This is a genomic window from Bacillus sp. 2205SS5-2 (assembly GCF_037024155.1).
Classification (GTDB): domain Bacteria; phylum Bacillota; class Bacilli; order Bacillales; family Bacillaceae_K; genus Bacillus_CI.
Genome location: NZ_JAYKTS010000041.1, coordinates 1 through 23,759, shown reverse-complemented (window position 1 = coordinate 23,759; position 23,759 = coordinate 1). Strand labels below are relative to the sequence as shown.

The window sequence follows — 23,759 nt, the reverse complement described above, 5'->3', positions numbered from 1 at the left end:
ACGTTGGGATCATTTCAGTATTAGGTAATGGAGACTCAGGCAAAGAGGTTAAGGATTTACAAACCAATCTTATTGAAGCTGGTTACTCGCTCCCCAAATATGGAGTTGATGAAGAATTTGGAGATGAAACTGAAGGAGCGGTACGAAAGTTTCAGCTTCAGCAAAAATTACTTGTTGATGGACTGGCCGGACCTCAAACATTAACGAAGCTTAAGGAAGTCCTTTCATCCAAACAGGGCATATCTTATCCACTGCCTGATACTACTTTTGGATTAGGCGACGAAGGAGAAGGAGTGAGAAACATCCAAAGAGCTCTGAAATCCATGGGCATTGATTCCACATATATTGATGGAATCTATGGTTCACTGACAGAAGCTGCTGTTCGAAAATTCCAAACAAGATTTGAAGAGCTCGATAATGACGGGGTTTTTGGTCGTAAAACTAAATTAATTTTGGAAAGGGAATTGAATTGATTAGGCTATTTTCTTAAGGCTCTTTTCGTATACATTGTGGCTATATCATAGATTATTAACGGATATGAAAAGCCACAAACTTTGCGAAGAAAGCCCTACTGTCTAAGACAGAAGCATAAAAGAAAATCAAAAAAACGGGAAAGAACCTGTGCCTCTTTGCATATATGTGTTTATAAGGAGGGAGGCATGACCATGGCCTATTATTGGGTGATTACGGTAGGAATGTTAATGGTTATTGGTTTTTTTGCTTGGACATTTTTTTATTACCTTCGACAAACATTAGACAGTGATGATAGTAAACGAGTAGATGTATTGCCTGAGCCTGACTCAGAAGATCCTTTTTCCTAAAACTGTTCTTGTCGCTTGCAACACTCTTTGCGAAATCAGCCAAATTAAAAGCCACCAGGAAAACCTGGTGGCTTTAAGTGTTATTGACCCATTTCAAGTAGTCTATACGCTTCTTCGACCGCTTCTTCCTTCGGTGTTTCAACACCCTTAAGAGGATATTCTAATCCTAAACTTTCCCACTTATAAACACCTAATGTATGGTAAGGAAGAATTTCAATTTTTTCTACGTTTGATAATGTGCCGATAAACGCTCCAAGTCTCTTGAGGTCTTCAGGATTGTCTGTATGACCTGGAACAAGAACATGGCGGACCCATACTGGCATTCCCATTTTGTCTAGATATATTGCAAAATCTTTAATATTTTCATTGCTAAGTCCCGTTAATTCTTTATGCTGATTGTCATCTTCATGTTTTAAGTCTAATAAAACGAGATCAGTTAATTCCAACACTCTTTTTAGCTTTTCTTGAAAATGGGGCTTCTCACTATAACAGCCACCAGAGGTATCAATACATGTGTGAATCCCTAATTTCTTACACTCAGTAAAGAAATCAAAGAGAAAATCTAAATGCAATAAAGGCTCTCCCCCACTCACCGTTACTCCACCACCTGAAGCCTGGATAAACGGTAAATAGCTTTTGATTTCCGATATTAATGTTGGAATGGCGATGTTTTTTCCTTTACCGATATCCCATGTATCTGGATTATGGCAGAATTTACATCTTAATAAACACCCTTGAGTGAAGATGATATAGCGAATTCCTGGTCCATCTACGGTGCCAAGGGATTCAGTTGAGTGAATACAATTCTGGTATTGCATATGAGTCAGCTCCCGTTTTTACATCATTTCATGGAATGTACGATTAATGACGTCTATTTGTTGTTCTCTAGTTAGTTTAATAAAGTTTACAGCATACCCTGATACACGAATGGTTAACTGTGGATAATTTTCTGGGTGGTCCATTGCGTCAAGTAAGGTTTCACGATTGAAGACGTTAATATTCAAGTGATGTCCTTGTTTAACAGAATATCCATCTAGTAATGCAACAAGATTTCGTTGCTGTGTATCATCGTCTTTTCCTAAAGCTTTTGGAACGATACTAAATGTATTGGAAACACCGTCTTGCGAATGGCTGTAAGGTATTTTAGCAACTGAGCTTAATGAAGCAAGAGCACCCTTTTTATCGCGACCATGTAATGGGTTCGCACCTGGTGCAAATGGTTGACCTGCTTCACGTCCGTCAGGTGTGCTACCTGTTTTCTTGCCGTATACGACATTACTTGTAATGGTTAAAATGGACATCGTTGTGACAGAGTTACGGTAGGTTTGATGCGTTTTTAGTTTATTCATAAAACGTTTGACAAGATCAACCGCAAGCTCGTCAACTCGATCGTCATTGTTTCCGTATTGAGGATATTCTCCTTCTACTTCATAATCAACAGCAACACCATCTTCGTCACGAATCACCTTAACTTTAGCATATTTAATTGCACTTAAGGAATCAGCAACAACAGATAAGCCAGCGATACCACTCGCCATTGTACGAAGGATATCACGATCATGTAACGCCATTTCAATCCGCTCGTATGAATACTTATCATGCATATAATGAATGACATTTAGCGTATTAACATAAAGCTTTGCTAGCCAATCCATTACTTGATCATACTTCTCCATTACTTCGTCAAATTCAAGGTATTCTCCTTCAATTTTAGCGAATTGTGGAGCGACTTGGATTTTTAACTTTTCATCCATTCCACCATTAATGGCATATAACAATGCCTTCGCTAAATTCGCTCTTGCACCGAAGAATTGCATTTGCTTCCCGATTCTCATTGCTGATACACAGCAAGCAATACCATAGTCATCACCGTAATCAGAAATCATTAAGTCATCGCTTTCATACTGAATCGAGCTTGTTTCAATGGACATTTTAGCACAATATTTCTTGAAATTATCTGGTAATTTCGTTGACCATAATACCGTTAAGTTAGGCTCTGGAGCAGCTCCTAAATTGGTTAGACTGTTTAAGAAACGGAAAGAATTTTTCGTTACTAGTGAACGTCCATCAATTCCCATTCCACCGATTGCTTCTGTTACCCAAGTTGGGTCTCCAGAGAATAGCTCGTTATAATCTGGTGTTCTAGCAAACTTCACTAAACGAAGCTTCATAATAAAATGATCCACTAGTTCTTGAGCTTCCTCTTCTTGCAATCTACCTGCTTCGATATCTCTTTCAATATAGATGTCTAAGAAAGTAGATACACGACCAAGACTCATTGCCGCACCGTTTTGTTCTTTTATAGCAGCCAAATAGGCAAAATATAGAGATTGAAAAGCTTCTTTTGCAGTTGTTGCTGGTTTTGAAATATCAAATCCATAAATGGTTGCAAGCTCTTTCAATTCTTGGAGAGCACGAATTTGTTCTGCATGCTCTTCGCGATCGCGAATAACATTTTCAATCATAACCTCTTCGCCAAGCGTTTTCATATCTTCTTTTTTCATTTGAATTAAGAAATCAACACCATATAGTGCTACCCGGCGATAATCACCGATAATTCTTCCTCGACCATAGGCATCTGGTAAACCTGTAATTATACCTGCTTTTCTAGCCATCATCATTTCAGGTGAATAAGCATCAAATACTCCTTGGTTATGCGTTTTGCGGTAATCACTAAATACTTTTTCAACTTCTTCATCAAGTTCATATCCATAGGACTGAAGAGCGGCCTTTGCCATTCGAATTCCTCCGAACGGTTGCAGAGAACGCTTAAAAGGTTTATCCGTTTGGACGCCAACCACTTTTTCCAATTCTTTATCTAAGTAACCTGCACCGTGAGAAGTGATGGTGGAAACCTTTTTCGTATCCATATCCCAAACGCCACCACGATCTCGCTCTTCTTTATCTAATGCCATCACATTTTCCCATAAGGTTGTCGTTGCTTCTGTCGGTCCTGCTAAGAAAGTATCATCTCCATCATATGGAGAATAATTGCGTTGAATAAAGTCTCTAACGTCAATTTCTTCTGTCCACTTACTTTTTTCAAATCCTTCCCAATACATCAAAACCACTTCCTTTAATTAATGATGAAACATATTGATTTATCTTCACGATAAAACTTCGACCAATAAAAGGATGTGATTTATCTCACACCAAATCCACTTGAAACGTTCAAATCGCTGCTAGATACGGGTTTATTGGTCCTGACAATTTTGTGAACTATTGAGCAAAGATTCTATTTCAGAGGTTTTGTTTGAAATGAATATTTTTTGTAAGCTGAATGTACGTAAAGATACTACGAAAATCAGCAATCTTCAGGAAGAAAGTCTTCTACTAAAACTAAAGAATTACATGGGCTCCATAAAATGTTTAGGGGGTCTATCCAATTAGAAAAAATATGGTGAATTTGAACAACGCTTGGAGTCAAATGTTTTTGTGTAAATTCTTTAGATTAATTTATGTAAATCAGTTTCATTCAGCTTATTGAAAGTATTTTCATTAAAAATAAGGCACTAGAGTCAACTCCCCTAGCGCCTTATTTTTAGCTTATTTTGTTAATCTTAAAAACTCTTCTACATCTTCCACACATAGCTTAACGCCTTTTTCCCAGAATGCCTGCTTCGTTACATCTTCACCTAAGTGTTTCATAACCAGCTCTTCTACATTCATAACGGCGGTATCACGCAAAAGATTCATGTACTTCTCCTCATACCCCTCTCCTTCTTCAAGCGCTTTTGCATAAATGCTTAATGAAAAAAGGTAACCGAAAGTGTAAGGGAAATTATAAAATGGCACACTTGTAATATAAAAATGTAATTTAGATGCCCAGAAATGAGGATGATAATCGCTTAATGCTTCACCGTAGGCTTCTTTCTGCGCACCCTCCATCAATTCATTTAATCGTTTGGCGGAAACAATCCCTTGGCGACGCTCTTCATAAAATTTTGTTTCAAATAAAAAGCGAGCATAGATATTCATAAATAAAGCGACACTCCGCTGTAACTTATCTTCCACAAGGGCGATTTTCTCCTTTTCAGTCGTTGCTTCTTTTACAGCCGCATCAGCTACGATCATTTCTGCGAATGTTGAGGCGGTTTCGGCTACATTCATTGCATAATTACGGTTTAGAGTATGCATCGGACGTAGGGCATACGAATGAAAGGCATGACCGAGTTCGTGTGCAAGAGTTGCCACATTCGACATCGATCCAGAATACGTCATAAAAATTCGTGATTGTTCACTTAATGGAAAAAGGGTGCAGAACCCGCCTGGGCGCTTTCCAGGGCGATCCTCTGCTTCAATCCACTCGTTTTCAAAAGCCTGTTTCGCAAAATCTGCCATCTCTGGGCCAAATTTGCGAAAGTGCTTCTGAATAAAGTGAGCTCCTTCGTCAAACGTCATTTCGCTTGTAGCTGTAGAGACCGGTGCATCTAAGTCTGACCACGATAATTTATCTTTCCCTAATAGCTTTGCTTTTCGGTTTAAATAACCGACAAAAGCATCCTTGTATTGACTAATAGCTCCCCACATAGCATCTAGAGTTTCTTGTTGCATGCGATTATAGCCTAATGGCTCTTTTAATACTTCGTTCCACCCACGCGCCTTGTAAACTTGTAAACGATAGCCTCCAAGATGATTTAATGTACGTGCAAACAGCTCTTCTTTTTCTTGCCAAGCGGACTCTAGCTTCTTCATTACTTCTTGACGAACCTTAGAATCACTGTGACTTGAAAGATTATTTGCTTGGCCTATTGATAGACGTTTACTTTCCCCGTCTACCTCTACTTCAATTTCCATCGATCCAACAATAGTGTCATACATCTCTCCCCATCCATGATAACCATCGACAGCTAGAGCTTGAATTAATGCTTCTTCTTCATTTGAAAGCTTTTCTTTTGCTTTCGTCTGCCACTCATTTAATACAAAGCTTAATTCATTTAATCTTTCATCTTGAACCAAGTTAATCCAATCATCATCATTTGTCTGAGCAAGCTTTTGTTGAAACGAATTAAAGCTCGTTTGAAACGCAGCACTCATTGACGTCAATTCACCGCGAAGAGAATCTGCTTTGCGGTCATTCATATTTTGGGCTTGAAGGCAGCCGATGAATGCACCAGCTTGGCGCAAATGAAGCATGACATTCGTTGCTGGTTCAATCATTTCCAACACGTTTTTTGCTGTTGGAGAATTGAACAGATTTTCTTTTTCCGTAAAGAGCATTATTTTTTCTTCCAAATCATCCATATGCTCTCGAAATAAAGCCGAATCACTTCCACCTGGAAAAAATTCTTCTAAGTCCCAAACCTCTTTGTATGTCAATATACATCCTCCTTTTATGATTCTTTTTATGTATTCTAGTTTTTGAAGGAAAACCCTCTAGTTAGTATTGTACCTGAAGAGGACAATTTTTTCAGTAAGGGTTATAGAGCAAAACCTTGTGGAATAGTAATTAGAAGAAATCTATTAACAAGAGGAGGATCTAGATGGTGAAGTTAGTCTTAAACATCTTGGCCTATCTTCTAGTGGTCATTGTCAACTTTTTAGCCAACGCCTTACCGCTCAACGGTCAAACAACAGGTGAGATATCGGACAAAGTACAAGTTCTGTTCACTCCCGCTGGTTATGTTTTCAGTATTTGGGGACTGATATATTTACTGCTTGGGCTGTGGGTACTGCGACAATTCCCTAAAAGCCGACGTAACCTGCCACTTTATCAAAGTACTAGTGTTTGGTTTGTACTTAGCTGTTTATTAAATTCCACCTGGATTTTCTTATGGCATTATAACTATTTTACACTCTCGGTCGTTATCATGATTTCCTTACTCCTCACACTCATTGCCCTTTATGGTAATGCAAAGAGAAGTGATCCGTCCTTTTTAGATATCGCTCCATTTTCTCTTTATCTTGGTTGGATTAGCGTTGCCACCATTGCGAATATCAGTTTCACTCTAGAATTCTATGAGTGGAGTGGCTGGGGATTGTCTGATATTACATGGACGATTATTTTATTATTTACAGGGACGATTTTAGCCATTTTCTTTACTACTCGAGAAAAGGACTGGTTGTATCCACTTGTTTTTGTCTGGGCATTTATTGGCATCGGAGTAAAAAACCAAGACCTCGAACCTGCAATTACCACAACAGCTTATGGTTTAGCCGTAACGACCCTAATTCTCTCATTGCTAATTTACTTTAGAAAGCGTTAGTGTAAGAAAAGCGCAAGGCGCCCGTTTATCGGCGACATGCATAAGACAAGACGGCTGAAAGGTTGCTCTTTGACCTTTTAGACGGCTTGACTTATGACCTCGAGCCGATGGCGCCTGGAGCTGGACTAAAAACCATATAAAACCCTCTCTTTCATTCTGTTCAAAAAAACTAGCATTTGCTAGTTTTTTTGAACAGTAAAGCCATTTGAGAAAAGAATGATACTTTTTCCAGTAATATTTAATTGGTTAAATGTATAGGTGTCCCGAATCTTTTCATCTATTATTTTTTCAAATTCATCTCATAGTCGAGTATTCCACTGAGAATTAGATAAAAAAGCCATAATTAATACGAAAAAAACCTCGGTAGAAGTGAGGCCACTGAAAAAGTGTTCACTTTGAACAATTAGCAGGTATTTTTATCAACATACAGTAAATAAAAGGAGTTAACTATCTACATATAGTAGGTAATTAGCTCCTATTTTTCTTTAATTAGACTTTTTCAGTGCCCTCGGTAGAAGTACTTATTTTTTTACGTAATGGCTTAATGCCAATAGCGGAAAAATATACTGGTAGCTATGATAATGAATATAAAAACTCGCTGCCATTCCTTGGCCCTTCGGATACGATGTAGTCCAATCTTCCTTTTCACCATATTTGATTAAATAATGGATACCTCGATCAATTTCACTACTTTCTTTTTCAACTGAAATTAAGGCATCCAATGCCCAGGCTGTATGTGTGAGGGTACTTTTCTTTAATGGTATATATTTTTTTTCGATATCACTATTGCAGGATTCTCCCCAACCTCCATCTGGGTTTTGAATATTTTTCAACCATGTAACAGCCCGTTGAATCGCTTGTTTATCTCTCCTTTCACCGACAGCCATTAAGCCAGTTAAAGCACTCCATGTTCCATATATATAACAAATCCCCCATCGCCCATACCATGACCCGTCATTTTCTTGATGCAAATACAACCACTTCTTCCCTTTATCAATTAAGGTATATGGCTTTTTTAAATGAACAAAATTACCTAAATACTCAAGTGTTCTACCTGTTAAATCGGGGGTAGAAGGATCTGTGAGTAAAAATTCAGGTTTTTGTATAGGTAAAAGGTGAACCACTTTTTTGTTTACCATCCGTTCAAATGCCGGCCAACCACCATCCTCGTTTTGCAACGCTAAAATCCAAGCAATACCTCTTGACCAGGCGGCGTGGAAGGAGGGGTCTTGATAGACACCACTTGCCATGGCTCGTAACGCAGCAGTCGTATCATCGACATCAGGATTGATCGTATTAACATCAGAAAACCCCCATCCACCAGGTAACGAGCCATCTGCATTAATCTGCCAATCGCCGTACAAAACATGTTGCCGCTTCATAATATACTCGTTTGCTTTTTTGACCACCGACTCATTTTCATTCACTCCTGCTTCTTGCAAGGTATGACTAATCAACGTGGTATTCCAAACATTCGCTGTTGTGTATTGCATATGAGGATAGCCATGTATTGTACACTTCATCTTCAGTAGTCCTTTTACAGCTTCTTGGATTGTTATATCGGTTCGTTTATACCCTAATGATAGAAGAGCAAAAATCATAAAAAAGGTAGAGCTAAAGTAACTGAGCAAGGTTCCATCTTCTTCGATTCTCTCTAACATATAGGTTTTCGTTTTTTGCTTGGCGACTCTTCTAAGTTCCCATGGTAACCCAATAAGAGAACGGACTCCTTGCTGAATATGACTAGAGAAGGTGCTCCACTCACTCGTTCGGTATTCCTTCCAACCATCGGTACCTTTTCTTAGTAACAAGGAAGATAAATCTGGGGATTTTTTCGTTTTCCGTTGATACTTCGCTTCGCTTAATAGCAATAAAGGCGCTAAGTTGGCACGACCAAAAACAGATAAATCAAAGAAATTGATTGGAAAACTTGGGGGCAGCAACATGAATTCTACTGGAATGGGGAAAAACGAAGGCCATGAATATTGCCCTGTTATCGCTAGTGTAAGCTTCGTAAACATATCTGCCTTATCAATACCTCCCCCTTTCCGAATGACATCTTCTGCCATAGTTATATTATGATCTTGGTCTGAGCAATAACCAGAATATAATAGCGCATAGTAAGCTTCAATAGTTAGCGAGAGATTTGGCTGCTTCTCATCATGAAATAGTTTCCAGCCTCCGCTCATATCTTGCCGGCTTTCAATCCGCCCCACCAGGTCTTGAATGAGAGATTCATATTTTTTTATTTTTAAAGAACGCAACAAAATAATCATGTAAGCGTCTGTTTTTATTCCTGTATCAAATGGGAAATCCCATGACCCGTCACTTCCCTGTTTTTTTTGCAAAACCTTAATAAGACGCGACATCTCCTCTTTTGCTTCCGCCTTCAAGTCTTGTCCTCCTTATGTGTTAGGATTAAAGTTCTCTTTTCTATTTATTCAATAGCCAAGCTGCTTATGAAAATCGATTAAATGTTCCCCCCCAGGGTGTAGAAATTTTGAGTTTTACCTTTAACGTATAGAGATGTAACAGTAATAAAAGCAATCCACCAGTATTCAAACCGATAATAATACCACTCATTCCGAGATCAGTTTTGGAGCCTAATACATATAACACCGTAAAAGAAACGATAGTCGCCCATATCGTGTGATAAAGTGCATCTTTAACGAGACCGAATCCGATTAAAAATGCTTGCAGAGGGAGAACAAAGAAGTGAATCAGGAAATAAGGCCATAATAATTGCAGATAGCGTGTCGCCTCTGTATTCGTATAAAACATGTTCGTTAATGATTCTCCAAAATAATAATAAATGAGCACCACCGGAATACTGTAGGCCGTCGTTCCCCATAACACACTTTTTAGCATCATCAAAATTTTCTTCCGATTATCTTTTGATACTGCTTCTGAAACGGCAGGAATTAAAGCAACCAATAAGGAATGAGCAATAAAACCAGGGAAAAAGCCAATCGTCATGGCGACTCCTGCTAGCAGCCCAAATTGTTCGGTAGCTTGTGATGGTTGAAGCCCATGTTGGATAAGAGTTGCTTTAATTAAGAAGGGTTGAATGGCATGTGAAACGGCATGAAACACACGCAAAAAGGTTGTCGGTACACTCACCGCTAATAGAGCCTTACCAACCTCTTGAGGATTGATGTGTTTATGCTTTAACCCCCTGAAACTTTTCCAGTGAAGAAAATAAGCCTGTATTAAATAGAGAAAAACGGCTGATTCTGAAGCAATTAATATACAGAGGGCAACAAATAGAGCTGCTTCATTACTAAAATCATAAAAACGAAAAACAAGCACCAACAACAGAAGCTGCGCAACTTTTCGTAAAAAATTTGAAAAAGCGATTTTCCCTAACTTGCCAATCCCCATAAAATAGCCTCTACTCAAACTAGAAAACGCGACGATAGGGATAAGCAATACCATCAGCCATCTAACAAGTGGATGATACGATGAAAAAAGAGGTAGCACGGTAAAGACTAGCCACCCAATTGTCACAAAAAAACTCGTTAAGACAATCGTCCATTTCATCGTATAAAGCAAGGTGCTTTTGTGGTACTCTCTTTCATTTTCTGCAATCACTTTTGACAATGACACTGGTAACTCCAGCGAAGCAATAATGACAATAAAAAAGATGATAGGAAGAATGGACATGTAATGACCTAAACCTTCTTCTCCTAATTGCTTAGCTAACGTCATATTAATGAAAAACTCTAAACACTCTCCTAAAAATGCCGCTACTGTTAAGAGAAGAATTCCTTGAAATAATCTTTTCATCTGTTCACACCTCTTCAATTGGTTCTCTATCTTCAACATATGAGACAAGCCGTACATTTAGATGTAGAAAATGAAAGAGATAGTGAAACGATTTGACCGATTCAACCATTTAATGAATATAATTCTGAAAATCATGCGCTTATGATGTACGAACCTCTCCTGGAATATCACTCACTAGAGGCATAGAAAAAAAGGAGATCCGTAAGGATCTCCTTTTTCAAAGATTATTCAGAAGAAAACATCTAAAAGTTCTCCTCTTGCTCAATCGTAGATATCTTAGTTCTTTTTCGACTTTCTTTTAAATTTGCTCAATGTTTCATACACAATCGGAACGACCACAAGCGTTAGCAAGGTTGAGCTTGTTAACCCACCAATTACGGTTACCCCAAGTCCACGTGAGACAAGCCCACTTCCTTCAATTCCAAGTGCAAGTGGGAATAATGCACCAATGGTTGCGATCGCGGTCATTAATATTGGACGAAGCCGAGTTGAACCTGCTTCTAACAAGGCTTCTCTGGTTGATAATCCTTCGTTTTCTTTGTGAATCACCCGATCAATTAACACAATCGCATTCGTTACCACAATTCCAATCAGCATCAATGCACCAATTAGAGCTGAGATACTCAACGTTTCACCAGCTATTAAGAGGGCGATTAACCCACCGATAATCGTAAATGGTAATGAGAAGAGAATCGCAAATGGAGCAAGTGCACCACCAAATGTGATGACAAGAATTAAATACACAATCGCAATGGCTGCTAGCATAGCAAGGCCAAGCTGTTTGAATGATTCTTGGATATCTTCTGTCACTCCGCCCATATTCACTTCTACATTAGATGGAATATCGAGTTCTTCTACTTTTTCTTGAAGCTGTTGAGACGCTTTCGCGACATCCTTCGTCGTTAATTCGCCACTCACTTCAACAAATAAGCGTCCATCACGTCGTGTCACCGTGTCACTCGTTTTACCTTCCACAACAGAAACGACGTCTGAAATAGATACTTCTATTCCTAATGGAGACATAATGGTTTTCGTCGTTAAGTCTTCAATAGAAGCATATTGTTCTTTTTTCATTTCAATATAAACATTGACGTCTTCTCCGTCTTTTTCCACTGTTGTAAAGACTGAACGTTGACGTTGTTGACTAATTTCCATACCAATTTGCGCAGCGGAAAGACCTAACTTACTTAATTTTTCCTGATCCGCCACCAACATATATTCTTCATAGGTGTCTGATATACTTGTATCGACATTACGGAATGTATCTTCTTTTTCCATTAACGCTTTGATTTCAGCTAGAACAGGCTCAATATCCGATAACTGTTCTCCATATACAAAGTATTTAATCACGTTACTACTTCCAGCTCCAGAGAAATCTTGAGATGCGAATTCACCTGTATCAGTAAGTTCTTGTAAATCTTGAATTACCGCTTCTTTCTCTTCACTGAAATTTTCGGTATCTTCGTTATATTTTACAAAGAATAGCGCTTGATTCGATGCTCCAGGATTCATTGGATTTTCTCCGCCAACTGAATATTGGATCGTTTCGACGTCTGAGCGTTCTTCTAAGAAGACTTGTGCTTGCTCAGCAATAACTACGACATCATCCAGTGTTTGCCCTGGCGCTGGGTTGAACGATGCAATCACCATTTTTTCTTCATCAGACGGTAAAAAGCTAACGCCAATAATTGGGACTAAGAATAAACTTCCCACTAACATACCAACGGCAACTAATGAAGTAATAATTTTATGATTTAATGTCCAAGTCAGAATCTTTTTGTACCCACCAGCTAATCGACTTGGTTTCTCTTGATGTCCTGCCTTCATTCCTTTTTTAAACAAGGTATGTGCAAGCATCGGCACAATAGTAATCGCCACGAATAAAGATGCTAATAAGGCAAAAACAATTGTTAGCGCAAACGGCAAGAATAATTCCCCAATCATTCCTTCCACTAATCCAAGTGGTAAGAAAACAGCAATCGTTACGATTGTCGAGGACATGATTGGTACGAACATCTCTTTCGTTGCCTCACGAATTAAATCTTTTCCTGATAACTTTTCATCCTTTAACGTCATCCGTCGGTAAATATTTTCCACCACAACGATAGAGTCATCCACGACGCGCCCTATGGCTACTGTCATTGCACCAAGTGTCATAATATTTAACGTTATATCCATTTGATGTAAGACCAAAATAGCGATCAGCAACGAAAGCGGAATAGAAATGACAGAGATTAAGGTTGACTTAATATCTCGCAAGAACAGAAGAATAATAATAATCGCAAAGAACGCCCCGAAAAGTGCTTTGCTCAGCATCGTACTAACAGACTCTTCAATGGGCTCTCCTTGGTCAAATGTTGTGATGACTTCTGAGCCTTTCATTTGCTCTTCAAATTCCTCTAATTCCTCTTTGACTAAGTTCACCACGTCCACCGTATTAGCATCAGCAGATTTGACAATTTGGACACCGATGGACTCTTTTCCGTTGGTTCTGGAAATTGATTCTGCTTTTCCAATTAGCTCAATTTCCGCTAATTCATCTAAAGAAATAGTTGGGATTTCAAACTGTGCAGGAGCTTGTTGTGCCTGAGGTGCTTCACCTGTACCAGTTTGGCCACTTGGTTCTGCCCCACCGATCACAGGAATTTGTACATTTTTCAAATCTTCTAACGTGCTAATATTTCCGTCTAATACAACCGATTTTTGTGTATCACTAAACGTATATAACCCTAAAGGAAACGAGATATCTGCTCCCTGGATCATTCCTTTAACAGTTTCTTCTTTTAACCCGAGTTCAGCTAATTTCTCTTGATTAAAGACAAGTTGAACTTCTTCAATTTGTTGACCAGAAATCTCGACGCTCGCCACCCCGTTCAGGCCTTGCAGCGTCGGAATTAATTCTTCTTCTACTGTCGTCGTTAAAGAGGCTAGTGTCTCGCTTTCATTAGAAACACTAAAAGACATCACTGGGAAAGCATTAAAGCTTAAACGTGATACATCCGGTGCCTCGACGCCCTCTGGTAATGTTAAATCAGCTAACTGATCTTCTACCTCATCTACAGCGAGGTCCATGTCTTTACTAAACTTGTATTCTACTTGAATCACAGAAGCATTTTGAAATGACGAGGAGCTAACCACATTCACTCCATTTAAATTTTGAATCTTCTTCTCAATCGGTTCTGACAATTTATCCGCTACTTCTTCTGGTGTCGCCCCTGGATAGATTGTTGTTACGGTAATTAATGGGGTATTGATATCAGGTAATGTTTCAAGCTTCATATTGAAACCTGAATATAATCCTGCTACTGTAATAATGATAGTAATTAACCAAACAGCAAACTTATTTTTCAAATTAAAATTGATTAATTTATTCACGTATTCTATTCCTCCTTTTTAATATGACCACTTAGTCACCTTCTATTTAATAATAATGACTAAATGGTCAGTAGTCAATGGATTAATCTGTGAACATTCTAAGAATATCTTTACTTTAACTGACCACCCAGTCATAATATAAATAAATTCTTTAAAACACCTATTGCTAATGAAGGAGAAGAGGTGGGGTAATGACAGAAAAAGCGTTGCTTATTATTGAAACCGCCATGAAGTTATTTGCAAAAAAAGGGATCAACGCTACATCTATTCAAGAAATTGCAAAAGAAAGCGGTATTTCTAAAGGTGCTTTTTACTTACATTTTAAATCTAAGGAAGCACTTTTGATTGGAATATTTGAACTTCATTCAAAACAGATTCAACAAAAGATACTTGATATAGAAGTACAAGACTTGCCTCCAAGAGAAACATTTATTAAACAAGTCCAAGCACAAATAGAAGAACTCGAACAGCATAAAGAGTTTATCATTATGCAAGTACGTGAAAGAGCGATTCCTTTCTCAGTAGAAATCAAAAATATTTTACGCAATATGAGAATGAAACAGTTCTTATTTTACCAACAAACTATTTCTTCTATTTATGGAAATAATGTTGACAAACATTTAATGGATCTTTGTCTCATGATGCAAGGAATATTTAAAGCGTATATTGAATTAATTATCTTTGAACATGTATCCTTTAATTCGGAGCAGATCGCACATTTTCTTTTAAGAAGAATGGATGATCTCGTCAAAGGTATCTTACAAGAAATTGAAGAACCACTACTCAGGGAAGATAGTTTAAACTTTATTGACTGTCTCACCACTTCGTCTGTTACAAAAGAAGGACTACTCATGTATCTAGAAGCTGTAGAGCAACAGTTAGATCCAGATAAACAGGATGAAGCATATGAAACCCTTCAAGTGATTTTGGATGAACTACACAAAGAAAAACCGCGAAAAATGGTTCTTAAAGGCATGCTTACAAACTTTGAAGATGAACACTGGAACAAAGTAAAAATGCTCATAAGTCAATTTATTGGTAGTCTTGATCAACTCTAACCTTTTAAACCCAAAAAGAAGCGGCTCTTAGTACAATACTAAGAGCCGTTTTTTATCTTATATAGCTATGAACTCACACTCACTGCATATCGGTTGATTCATAAATTTTCACTGCGATCATTTCTTGTTCAAGTGCCGCTTCATACATACTTGCCGCTACCTTATCACTATGGATATTACGGTATTTTCGAAGAGAACCTTGCAAAAATGGTTTTAAAATATTCCCTGCAATCTCGCCCATTTTTTCGCCTAAGCGAAATTCAGCACGCTCTCCTACTAATAATGAAGGTCGAAAAATTTTCAAAGAAGGCAGATTTACCTTCTTTAAACTCTCTTCTAATTCTCCTTTTACTTTACTATAAAAAAAAGGAGAAGATGACTTGGCACCAATCGCCGAAATCACTAAAAATTGCTTAGCACCAAGCTCTTTCGTTCGTTTGGCAAGTTGGACAGGGTAGGTGAAATCCACTTCAATAAACTTCTCTTTTGTTTTCGCCTTCTTGATGGTGGTCCCTAAACAACAAAATACGTCATCGTACTTGTCTTGAACTTCTGTTTCCAAATGAAGAAAATCGATCACTTTCACTATCAGTTTTGGGTGTTGAATATTGATTTCTTTTCTCACTAAAACGGTAACAGATTCATATTCTGTGCTTTCTAATAAAAGATTGACTACTTCTCCCCCAACTAAACCTGTTGCTCCGACGACTAATGCACTCTTCATGAATTCTCTGTCTCCTTTTGGTGTTCTCTTCCCTTTATTATCAGGAAAGAATGAAAAATTGTCTAGTCATGAAGACTTGCTTAAATCACTAGCAAAGGAAAGATGAGCAATTAGCTTCCAAAAGTAAGTCAGAAATAATGAAACCTACTGAAGCTTCTTTTGCGTAATGTACTTCCTGTTTCTTTCTCTAGTTATATATGAATCGAATCCAGTGAAGTTTCAAAAATTTGTGACAATTGCTACATCTTTTTGTTTACATATTACGATAAGATATAGAAAAGAAATGGGGTGTAGGTATGAAAACGAATGTAGGAGCAACTGATCGAATAATTCGAATTGTATTAGCATTAGTTCTTTTCTCATTATTTTTTCTCCTTGAAGGGAACCTAAAATATCTATCTCTAATTGGTATCATTCCACTTTTAACTGCTTTTGTGAGATTCTGTCCATTATATTCTTTAGTGGGAACCAGTACCTGCAAAGTGAAATAGCAGAATTACAAAAGAGGAAGCTCACTGCTCCCTCTCTTTTGTTTAGTTATTTCTTCGTTAAAGAACGACTTGATTTAACTTCTCATTCTTCAAGCCTTGTTTTATTCTAAATGTAATATTGAATCTCACCTGATAAAAACTTTACTATACTAACCAGGAAAAAGTTTATGTACATTATTCAGTCAGTGGCAGACAGATAATCACAACTGTTCCTTTTCCTTTTTCACTTTCAATTTTGAGAGAACCATAATGCTGCTCAATAATTCGGTAACTAACTGTAAGCCCAAGTCCAGTACCTTTTTCTTTAGTTGAGTAAAATGGTTCACCTAATCTAGTTAGTCTTTCCGTGTTAATGCCAACCCCGTTGTCTTTCACACGTATCTCGACTTCCTTATCTATTTGATTCAACTCGATAGAGATATGACCATGATCCGGAATAGCTTCTAGTGAATTTTTTATGATATTAATTAATACTTGCTTCAATTGATTGGGATCACACATAACCCACAGATCTTCTTTTGCTCGATTTTCTAAATCTAATGTGACAGTATCTAAATTTGCTTGTGCCTCCATTAAGACCATCACCTGAGCCAAAATCTCCGAAATGTTTCTTTTTTTAAAGCGTACATCTTCTTGCTTGCCTAAAATAAGCATTTCTCCTGCAATCAGGTTAATCCGTTCAATTTCTGAGTACATAATCGATAAATGATCCTCATTCACCTCTTTTGTGGTTTGCATTAATTGAACAAACCCTTTCAATGAAGTCAAGGGGTTTCTGATTTCGTGCGCAACAGCGGCTGCTAATTGACCAATCACCGCCATTTTTTCAGAGCGAATCATATGTTTCTCATTTTCGCGAAGCCTTGTAATATCTCGAGCAATACCAAATACTCCTTTTACTTGCTCATGAACTATAATTGGAATTAACGAGGTCCGCAGTAGAATTTTCTGCTGATCACCATTTTGAAGTACTGTTTCGAACTTCTGAGGAAGTCCTTGAATTGCTTTTTGATAATGTTTTTTCATATCTTCTCTTGAGCTCTCACCAATTAGCTCAATCACGTCTCTCTGCTTTAAATAATCTTTTGAAAACCCAAGAATCTTCTCACCTTCTGGGTTAATGGACTTCACTCTTCCCTTTGGATCTAATTCGAAAACAGCATCCGGATTATGATTATATAAAGACTGATAATGCTGCTTGCTTCGTTCGAGCTGCTGTTCCTTCTCTTCTAATTCATAATGGGATCGAATGAGTCTCTTTGCAGAATTAAAAATCAGAAGATATATTAAACCTCCTGTTAACACAATAAACACCCATCCTTTATATCGTTGCAAGAACATAAGTAGCATCATATCGTCATGTGCTAAAATCAATGTAATTTTATCGGATAAAAATATCCACAAAACCCCAAACAGGCTATACAGTAACGAAATTCTTATAGCAATCATACTTGCCTTGTTCATTTTAGTAACTCCTTTTCATTCATGAAAATAGTATAAGTTCTAAGCACCCGGATTATGTAAAAGTGGTAGTCTCTGACAACTGATAGTGAAACATGGAAAAATTTCGACATTTTCTTTATAATGGACTCATCAACAAAAAAGGAAATGGTGCACTATATGAGTATTTTAAGCGTAAAAAATTTAAGTCATGGATTTGGTGACCGCGCCATATTTAATGATGTCTCCTTTCGTTTATTAAAAGGGGAACATATCGGTCTTGTTGGAGCAAATGGCGAAGGTAAATCAACCTTTATGAATATTATTACCGGAAAGCTTCAACCTGATGAGGGAAAAGTTGACTGGTCTAAAAAAGTTCGCGTAGGCTACTTAGATCAGCATGCCATTCTCGAAAAAGGAGCTAGCATTCGGGATGTTCTTAAAACTGCATTTCAGTATTTATTTGATGTTGAAACCGAAATGAATGAACTGTTTGCCAAAATGGGTGATGTATCTCCCGAAGAACTTGAAACGTTGCTTGAAGAAACAGGAACTTTACAAGATATGTTAACAAATAATGATTTCTATGTTATTGATGCCAAAATAGACGAAGTTGCGCGCGGTCTAGGTTTAACCGACATTGGTCTAGACCGTGACGTTCACGATCTTAGTGGTGGTCAAAGAACGAAAGTATTGCTATCTAAGCTTCTGTTGGAGAAGCCAGAAATATTGCTTCTCGATGAGCCGACCAACTACCTTGATGAGCAACATATCGAATGGCTCAAGCGTTATTTGCAAGAATACGAAAATGCATTCGTATTAATTTCACACGATATTCCATTTTTAAATAGTGTCATCAACCTAATCTACCATATGGAAAACCAAGAGTTAAACCGTTTTGTTGGAGATTATGATGATTTTCTTAAAGTTTATGAAATGAAAAAGCAACAGCTTCATTCTGCTTTCAAACGACAGCAACAAGAAATCTCGGAATTAAAGGACTTTGTTGCCCGGAATAAAGCCCGTGTGTCGACTCGAAATATGGCTATGTCAAGACAAAAGAAATTAGACAAAATGGATATTATTGAGCTTGCGACTGAGAAGCCTAAACCAGAATTCCGCTTCAAGGAGGCACGAACATCTGGTAAGGTCATATTTGAAACAAAGAATCTCGTTATTGGGTATGATCAACCTCTTTCTAACCCGTTAAATCTCCGTATGGAACGTGGACAACGAATCGCACTCGTTGGGGCAAACGGAATCGGAAAGACAACGTTGCTTCGGAGCATTTTAGGCGAAATTAAACCAGTTTCAGGTTCAGTTGAACGTGGTGATTACCTTCATATTGGATATTTCGAACAAGAAACGAAATCGAAAAGTCAAAATACTTGTATAGAAGAAGTGTGGAGCGAATTCCCTTCCATGACTCAATATGAAGTCCGCGCTACTTTAGCAAAATGTGGACTTACAACCAAGCATATTGAAAGCAAGGTAGAGGTGTTAAGTGGTGGGGAGAAAGCGAAAGTTCGACTCTGCAAACTTATTAATAGCGAAACCAATTTACTCGTACTAGATGAGCCCACCAACCATTTAGACGTTGATGCAAAAGCTGAGTTAAAACGAGCACTTCAAGCTTTTAAAGGAAGCATCCTTCTGATTTCACATGAACCTGAATTTTATCAAGATATTATAACAGATATTTGGAATTGTGAAGAATGGACGACAAAGGTATTTTAATATTTCAAGGACTGCCTCTTTGGCTAGTCCTTTTTTCTATGCACGTTTAACAGGAAAATCGTCTTCTTCAAAAGCTTTTTTCATATCCATTGTTGCAATTTCAGCTCAATTATGATGGAATCCTTCATTTTGCTGTTGACTCCCATCAAACTAAACGAAAAATGCCACGAATTAAAGCTATATCAGAAGTTTTAGGCTGGCTTGAAAGCAACAAATTTTGCGGAGCCAGCCTTCTTACAACAAAAAACTCTTATATTTGCCATCCTCGTGTTCATTTTCTTAGCAAGGAATACGTTTTGATATTGAATTAATTATATAATGTGAAAGTTATCACATATAGTAAAAAATATATCAGAATGTGATTTTTATCACAGCTCATCCACTTCAAACCTTTTACACTATCAGTAAGCGTTTTACTTATTATCTATTAGGGGGATTTATGATGATGAAAGCAGCTGTTGTAAATGAATTTAAAGATCAATTATCTGTAAAAGAAGTTGAAAAACCAACGATTGGTGCAGGAGAAGTTCTTGTTCATATAAAAGCTTGTGGAGTTTGTCACACAGACTTACATGCAGCTCACGGAGACTGGCCAGTCAAACCGAAGCTTCCTCTTATCCCAGGACATGAAGGAGTCGGCGTGATTGAAGAAGTCGGCGAAGGTATTACTCATTTAAAAATTGGCGATCGTGTTGGTGTTCCTTGGTTATATTCTGCTTGTGGGCAATGTGAATATTGCTTAAGTGGTAAAGAAACATTATGTGAAAGTCAACAAAACTCAGGTTATTCAGTTGACGGTGGCTATGCAGAATATTGCAAAGCGGATGCCTCGTATGTTGTGAAGGTACCTGACAATTTATCATACGAAGAAGCTGCACCGATCTTCTGTGCAGGTGTAACAACTTATAAAGCATTAAAAGTAACAGAAGCTAAACCAGGTGAATGGGTAGCCATTTACGGTGTTGGCGGTTTAGGACATGTTGCCGTTCAATACGCAAAAGCAATGGGTCTAAATGTAGTCGCTGTAGACCTTGGCGATGACAAACTAGAATTGGCGAAAGAGCTAGGTGCAGACCTTGTCGTAAATCCACAAAAAGAAAACCCAGCTGATTTCATCAAAGAAAAAGTTGGCGGAGTGCACGCTACGGTGGTAACAGCAGTTTCAAAACCAGCGTTTGAATCAGCTTATAAATCGATTCGTCGTGGTGGAGCTTGTGTTCTTGTAGGACTTCCACCAGAAGAAATGCCAATTCCAATCTTTGATACGGTTCTAAACGGAACTAGAGTCATTGGTTCTATCGTTGGTACTAGAAAAGACCTTCAAGAAGCGCTACAATTTGCAGCTGAAGGAAAAGTAAAAACAATCATTGAAGTACAACCTCTAGAAAAAATTAACGAAGTATTCGATCGAATGATTAATGGGGATATCAATGGTCGAGTGGTTCTTAAATTAGGCGAATGAGTTAAATAATTAAGGCTGTTTTCGCAATTACGAAAAGCGGAAGTGGCTCGCCCAGGGACGGCAGGCATCTGGCAGAACACGCAGTGAAGCCTGCTTCACGCAGTGGGCTGACAAATGCCCGAGTCCCTAGCCACTGCAGCTGGACACACGAAAAGCGGAAGTGGCTCGCCCAGGGACCCGTCTATTTTTGATGGAAATCAACAGTGAAATGGAAGGTTTAATCAAAATATGATGAAATAACCACAATGTATACGAAAAGAGTCATAATTAAAGAGAGAATCCATAACGGATTCTCTCTTTTCCATATTCTTTGTTATTTCACTTCAATATTCATAACTTAAGTGCCTATTACATTGTTTTTCACTTTTCCATGACGCTTATCACATTCTAAAAAAAAGTGAAAAGTATAGAATTGAATTCAGTCACCATTTTTCTAGCTTTTTCACGTTCAAAGTCACAAAGAAGCTCATTTTTCTAAAAAAATCCATTTTACTTAAAATTGGTCTGTTGTTGTTATCAAGTTAATCTGAACCAAGTAAGATTATTTTCCTTTTTTTTGAACTTTAGATGAACCTGTAAACGGGTTGATTTCGTATGTCAAATCTCTTTCCGCTTCTTTTTCTTCAATTGAAATCCTTTTACCCAGCGACGCATAATACCAAATAAAAGCTCCAAAAGATAGGATACCGCCAATAGCTGTTACCCAAAAAGCTACACCTTCCATTAGTCCCGCCTCCATTAATGTTTTTTCACTTATATCCTCATTTGCATGATCTTTGATTGTTAACAATCATATCAAATATTAAGAATATTCAGCGCTACTTTTTTAATAAGGCTGTTTTCGCAAAGAGTGTTGCTTTTCTTACCAGTCTATACGCTTTGATATCTCTTCAAAATGGATACTTCCACAAAATGAGAGATTTAATAACACAATTTTATTCAAAAAGAGCTTTTAGTGAAGACTACTTCTTCTTTTTCTTATGCATTGTTTTTTTCTTGAAAGTGCTATTAGCTTTTTCTTCTTTCTTCACTTCTTCTTCGATCAAGTTCCCTCTATAAAGGGTTTTTCTGTCAGCCTTCACACCTAATTGCTTGCAAAACCGCTTAATATCACGCTCTTCTTGTGGACTCACAATGGAAATAACCTGTCCTTTGGCACCCATTCTGCCTGTTCGTCCAGAGCGATGCACATATTGATGAAAATCTCGAGGAATGTCTAATTGAATAATATGAGAGACATCTGATATATCTAGGCCACGCGCAGCCAAATCCGTCACTAGTAAAATAGAAACCGCATTATTTCTGAATTTCCTTATAGCAGCTTCTCTTTCTTGTTTTTTGGCTCCCCCGTCTAACACAGCAACATCAATTTTATGGAATCCGAGCTTGGTTTGTACGTCTCCTACTTTTTGTACATCATTGATGAACACAAGGACTTTCCCAGATACTGTGTGTAGAACACTTCTTAAAGTATCGATTTTTTCCCGCTGTTCACTGACGAGATAAAGATGATTGACATTTTCTTTATCTTCTTTCGAGTGCTGGACTTTAATTAACGCAGGAGAGTCCATCAGTTCTTGCGCGATTTGCTCCGTCTCTTTCCCAATTGTTGCAGAGAAGAACAACAACTGACGCTGATCTTTCAATGTCGTTTTAATAATTTCTTGTAAGCTTTTGCGATGTTCTGGTAAGGTAAGCTGATCGGCCTCATCGGCAACAATCATTTTTACTTCATGCATTTTCATTTTCTTAGATTTAATTAGCTCGAGAATTCGTCCGGTTGTACCGACGATCACTTGAGGACGATTTTTCAGCTTCTCAACTTGCTTTTTAACGTTTGCCCCACCGATAAATGAAGCACTTTTTATACCACTCTCTTTTGTCCACGTTTGAATTTCACCGTGTATTTGCATCACTAATTCCCGCGAAGGGGCTAATATGACCGCTTGAATTTGTTGATTTTCAGGATTAATTTTTTCAAGAATTGGCATTAGGTAGGCTAGTGTTTTTCCTGTTCCAGTTGGCGATTCACATATGACATCTTTTCCTTCCAAAATGGCTGGAATGGCGTCAGATTGAATACTTGTTGGTTTAGGAAATTCAGACTGCTTCCATGCTGCTTGTAAAAAAGGCTTAAACTCCTTCAATACTGACCAATTCATTGTTACATTTTCGCTCATTTCACATTTCCTCTCTATTCTTACCTAGCTCTTTATTAGTCATAGTGTACCATGTTTTATCGTAAATAAAACTATGGGACCCATACTCTCTGTATATGTTGATAATTTTTATGCTAGAGGAGAAAGATTTGAACGTCAAGTAAACAAACGCAGAAACACCATTTTTAAAGACTCTTATCAAAAATTTTATTACTTTAAACTCAAAGAAACAATGTATACGAAACCCCATGTCCTGTCAGACACCGCAATGAATGAAAATGGGGTCTAGCGGTTTAATGATGCATTAAACTGTTCATCCTGTTAATGCAGGTCTGAGGTCGCCTCTTTTTTGGTGAATAAAACCCCGTTTACGAAACCGATCTAGTACATTCATGAGTATCGCCTATTGTTGCCATGAGCACGTGTATAAAAATACAAGCTCAAGAATGTATGACCTAGCATTATACAAAGGATGAGATGGTTATGGATGCTATTTTAGA

At 37.8% G+C, this 23,759-nt stretch carries 17 protein-coding genes; 7 read left to right on the top strand and 10 right to left on the bottom strand.

Features of this window, described 5'->3' with window-relative positions; genetic code table 11:
- The first annotated feature begins 8 nt into the window (after window positions 1–8).
- Entirely contained in the window at window positions 9–473 is a 465-nt protein-coding gene (locus tag U8D43_RS18955; protein WP_335872742.1) for a peptidoglycan-binding domain-containing protein, read from the top strand.
- Window positions 474–665: 192 nt separating this feature from the next.
- Window positions 666–821, top strand: a complete 156-nt coding sequence (locus tag U8D43_RS18950) for a hypothetical protein (RefSeq protein ID WP_335872733.1) — start codon at window positions 666–668, stop codon at window positions 819–821.
- Window positions 822–901: 80 nt separating this feature from the next.
- Here U8D43_RS18950 and pflA read toward each other — a convergent pair whose 3' ends face one another.
- The 3 genes from pflA to U8D43_RS18935 all read right to left on the bottom strand — a co-directional run bounded on the left by pflA (window position 902) and on the right by U8D43_RS18935 (window position 6,140).
- Window positions 902–1,639 carry a pyruvate formate-lyase-activating protein gene (pflA, locus tag U8D43_RS18945; protein ID WP_335872732.1) on the bottom strand — a complete coding sequence of 246 codons (738 nt, stop codon included), beginning with the start codon at window positions 1,637–1,639 and terminating at the stop codon, window positions 902–904.
- 18 nt (window positions 1,640–1,657) lie between these two features.
- Window positions 1,658–3,883, bottom strand: coding sequence for a formate C-acetyltransferase (gene pflB / locus U8D43_RS18940; protein ID WP_335872731.1), 2,226 nt, complete (start codon window positions 3,881–3,883; stop codon window positions 1,658–1,660).
- A 484-nt stretch (window positions 3,884–4,367) separates the two neighbouring features.
- Entirely contained in the window at window positions 4,368–6,140 is a 1,773-nt protein-coding gene (locus U8D43_RS18935) for a M3 family oligoendopeptidase (RefSeq protein WP_335872730.1), read from the bottom strand.
- Between the two features lie 164 nt (window positions 6,141–6,304).
- Between U8D43_RS18935 and U8D43_RS18930 the strand changes: the two genes are divergently transcribed.
- On the top strand, window positions 6,305–7,027 hold the full coding sequence (locus tag U8D43_RS18930) for a TspO/MBR family protein (RefSeq protein ID WP_335872729.1): 723 nt from the start codon (window positions 6,305–6,307) through the stop codon (window positions 7,025–7,027).
- Window positions 7,028–7,548: 521 nt separating this feature from the next.
- Here the strand turns inward: U8D43_RS18930 and U8D43_RS18925 are convergent.
- The 3 genes from U8D43_RS18925 to U8D43_RS18915 form a co-directional block, all read right to left on the bottom strand.
- A complete protein-coding gene (locus U8D43_RS18925) occupies window positions 7,549–9,420 on the bottom strand; it encodes a terpene cyclase/mutase family protein (protein WP_335872728.1) in 1,872 nt (623 codons plus the stop codon).
- A gap of 64 nt (window positions 9,421–9,484) precedes the next feature.
- Window positions 9,485–10,813, bottom strand: coding sequence for an oligosaccharide flippase family protein (locus U8D43_RS18920; RefSeq protein ID WP_335872727.1), 1,329 nt, complete (start codon window positions 10,811–10,813; stop codon window positions 9,485–9,487).
- A gap of 276 nt (window positions 10,814–11,089) precedes the next feature.
- Window positions 11,090–14,188, bottom strand: coding sequence for an efflux RND transporter permease subunit (locus tag U8D43_RS18915; protein WP_335872726.1), 3,099 nt, complete (start codon window positions 14,186–14,188; stop codon window positions 11,090–11,092).
- 191 nt (window positions 14,189–14,379) lie between these two features.
- Here U8D43_RS18915 and U8D43_RS18910 point away from each other — a divergent pair, with 191 nt between their 5' ends.
- A complete protein-coding gene (locus U8D43_RS18910) occupies window positions 14,380–15,246 on the top strand; it encodes a TetR/AcrR family transcriptional regulator (protein WP_335872725.1) in 867 nt (288 codons plus the stop codon).
- A gap of 79 nt (window positions 15,247–15,325) precedes the next feature.
- Here U8D43_RS18910 and U8D43_RS18905 read toward each other — a convergent pair whose 3' ends face one another.
- On the bottom strand, window positions 15,326–15,970 hold the full coding sequence (locus U8D43_RS18905; protein ID WP_335872724.1) for an NAD(P)H-binding protein: 645 nt from the start codon (window positions 15,968–15,970) through the stop codon (window positions 15,326–15,328).
- Between the two features lie 296 nt (window positions 15,971–16,266).
- Here U8D43_RS18905 and U8D43_RS18900 point away from each other — a divergent pair, with 296 nt between their 5' ends.
- On the top strand, window positions 16,267–16,461 hold the full coding sequence (locus tag U8D43_RS18900) for a YgaP family membrane protein (RefSeq protein WP_335872723.1): 195 nt from the start codon (window positions 16,267–16,269) through the stop codon (window positions 16,459–16,461).
- A 174-nt stretch (window positions 16,462–16,635) separates the two neighbouring features.
- Here U8D43_RS18900 and U8D43_RS18895 read toward each other — a convergent pair whose 3' ends face one another.
- Complete coding sequence (locus U8D43_RS18895) at window positions 16,636–17,925, bottom strand: ATP-binding protein (protein WP_335872722.1); 1,290 nt, start codon at window positions 17,923–17,925, stop codon at window positions 16,636–16,638.
- Window positions 17,926–18,081: 156 nt separating this feature from the next.
- Here U8D43_RS18895 and U8D43_RS18890 point away from each other — a divergent pair, with 156 nt between their 5' ends.
- Both U8D43_RS18890 and adhP read left to right on the top strand, forming a co-directional pair.
- The gene (locus U8D43_RS18890) at window positions 18,082–19,638 is read left to right on the top strand and encodes an ABC-F family ATP-binding cassette domain-containing protein (RefSeq protein ID WP_335872721.1); all 1,557 of its coding nucleotides are present in this window, start codon (window positions 18,082–18,084) and stop codon (window positions 19,636–19,638) included.
- Between the two features lie 445 nt (window positions 19,639–20,083).
- Entirely contained in the window at window positions 20,084–21,100 is a 1,017-nt protein-coding gene (gene adhP / locus U8D43_RS18885; RefSeq protein WP_335872741.1) for an alcohol dehydrogenase AdhP, read from the top strand.
- 541 nt (window positions 21,101–21,641) lie between these two features.
- Here adhP and U8D43_RS18880 read toward each other — a convergent pair.
- Together U8D43_RS18880 and U8D43_RS18875 are read right to left on the bottom strand one after the other, a co-directional pair.
- The gene (locus tag U8D43_RS18880; protein WP_335872720.1) at window positions 21,642–21,824 is read right to left on the bottom strand and encodes a hypothetical protein; all 183 of its coding nucleotides are present in this window, start codon (window positions 21,822–21,824) and stop codon (window positions 21,642–21,644) included.
- A 238-nt stretch (window positions 21,825–22,062) separates the two neighbouring features.
- Complete coding sequence (locus U8D43_RS18875) at window positions 22,063–23,280, bottom strand: DEAD/DEAH box helicase (protein WP_335872719.1); 1,218 nt, start codon at window positions 23,278–23,280, stop codon at window positions 22,063–22,065.
- Window positions 23,281–23,759 lie beyond the last annotated feature (479 nt).

What these genes read in the sequence shown, in the direction of transcription:
- U8D43_RS18910 (WP_335872725.1), top strand. Translation starts at nt 14,380, where the DNA reads ATGACAGAAAAAGCGTTGCTTATTATTGAAACCGCCATGAAGTTATTT.
- U8D43_RS18905 (WP_335872724.1), bottom strand. Translation starts at nt 15,970, where the DNA reads ATGAAGAGTGCATTAGTCGTCGGAGCAACAGGTTTAGTTGGGGGAGAA.
- U8D43_RS18920 (WP_335872727.1), bottom strand. Translation starts at nt 10,813, where the DNA reads ATGAAAAGATTATTTCAAGGAATTCTTCTCTTAACAGTAGCGGCATTT.
- U8D43_RS18950 (WP_335872733.1), top strand. Translation starts at nt 666, where the DNA reads ATGGCCTATTATTGGGTGATTACGGTAGGAATGTTAATGGTTATTGGT.
- U8D43_RS18900 (WP_335872723.1), top strand. Translation starts at nt 16,267, where the DNA reads ATGAAAACGAATGTAGGAGCAACTGATCGAATAATTCGAATTGTATTA.
- U8D43_RS18890 (WP_335872721.1), top strand. Translation starts at nt 18,082, where the DNA reads ATGAGTATTTTAAGCGTAAAAAATTTAAGTCATGGATTTGGTGACCGC.
- U8D43_RS18875 (WP_335872719.1), bottom strand. Translation starts at nt 23,280, where the DNA reads ATGAGCGAAAATGTAACAATGAATTGGTCAGTATTGAAGGAGTTTAAG.
- pflA (WP_335872732.1), bottom strand. Translation starts at nt 1,639, where the DNA reads ATGCAATACCAGAATTGTATTCACTCAACTGAATCCCTTGGCACCGTA.
- U8D43_RS18930 (WP_335872729.1), top strand. Translation starts at nt 6,305, where the DNA reads ATGGTGAAGTTAGTCTTAAACATCTTGGCCTATCTTCTAGTGGTCATT.
- adhP (WP_335872741.1), top strand. Translation starts at nt 20,084, where the DNA reads ATGAAAGCAGCTGTTGTAAATGAATTTAAAGATCAATTATCTGTAAAA.
- pflB (WP_335872731.1), bottom strand. Translation starts at nt 3,883, where the DNA reads ATGTATTGGGAAGGATTTGAAAAAAGTAAGTGGACAGAAGAAATTGAC.
- U8D43_RS18895 (WP_335872722.1), bottom strand. Translation starts at nt 17,925, where the DNA reads ATGAACAAGGCAAGTATGATTGCTATAAGAATTTCGTTACTGTATAGC.
- U8D43_RS18880 (WP_335872720.1), bottom strand. Translation starts at nt 21,824, where the DNA reads ATGGAAGGTGTAGCTTTTTGGGTAACAGCTATTGGCGGTATCCTATCT.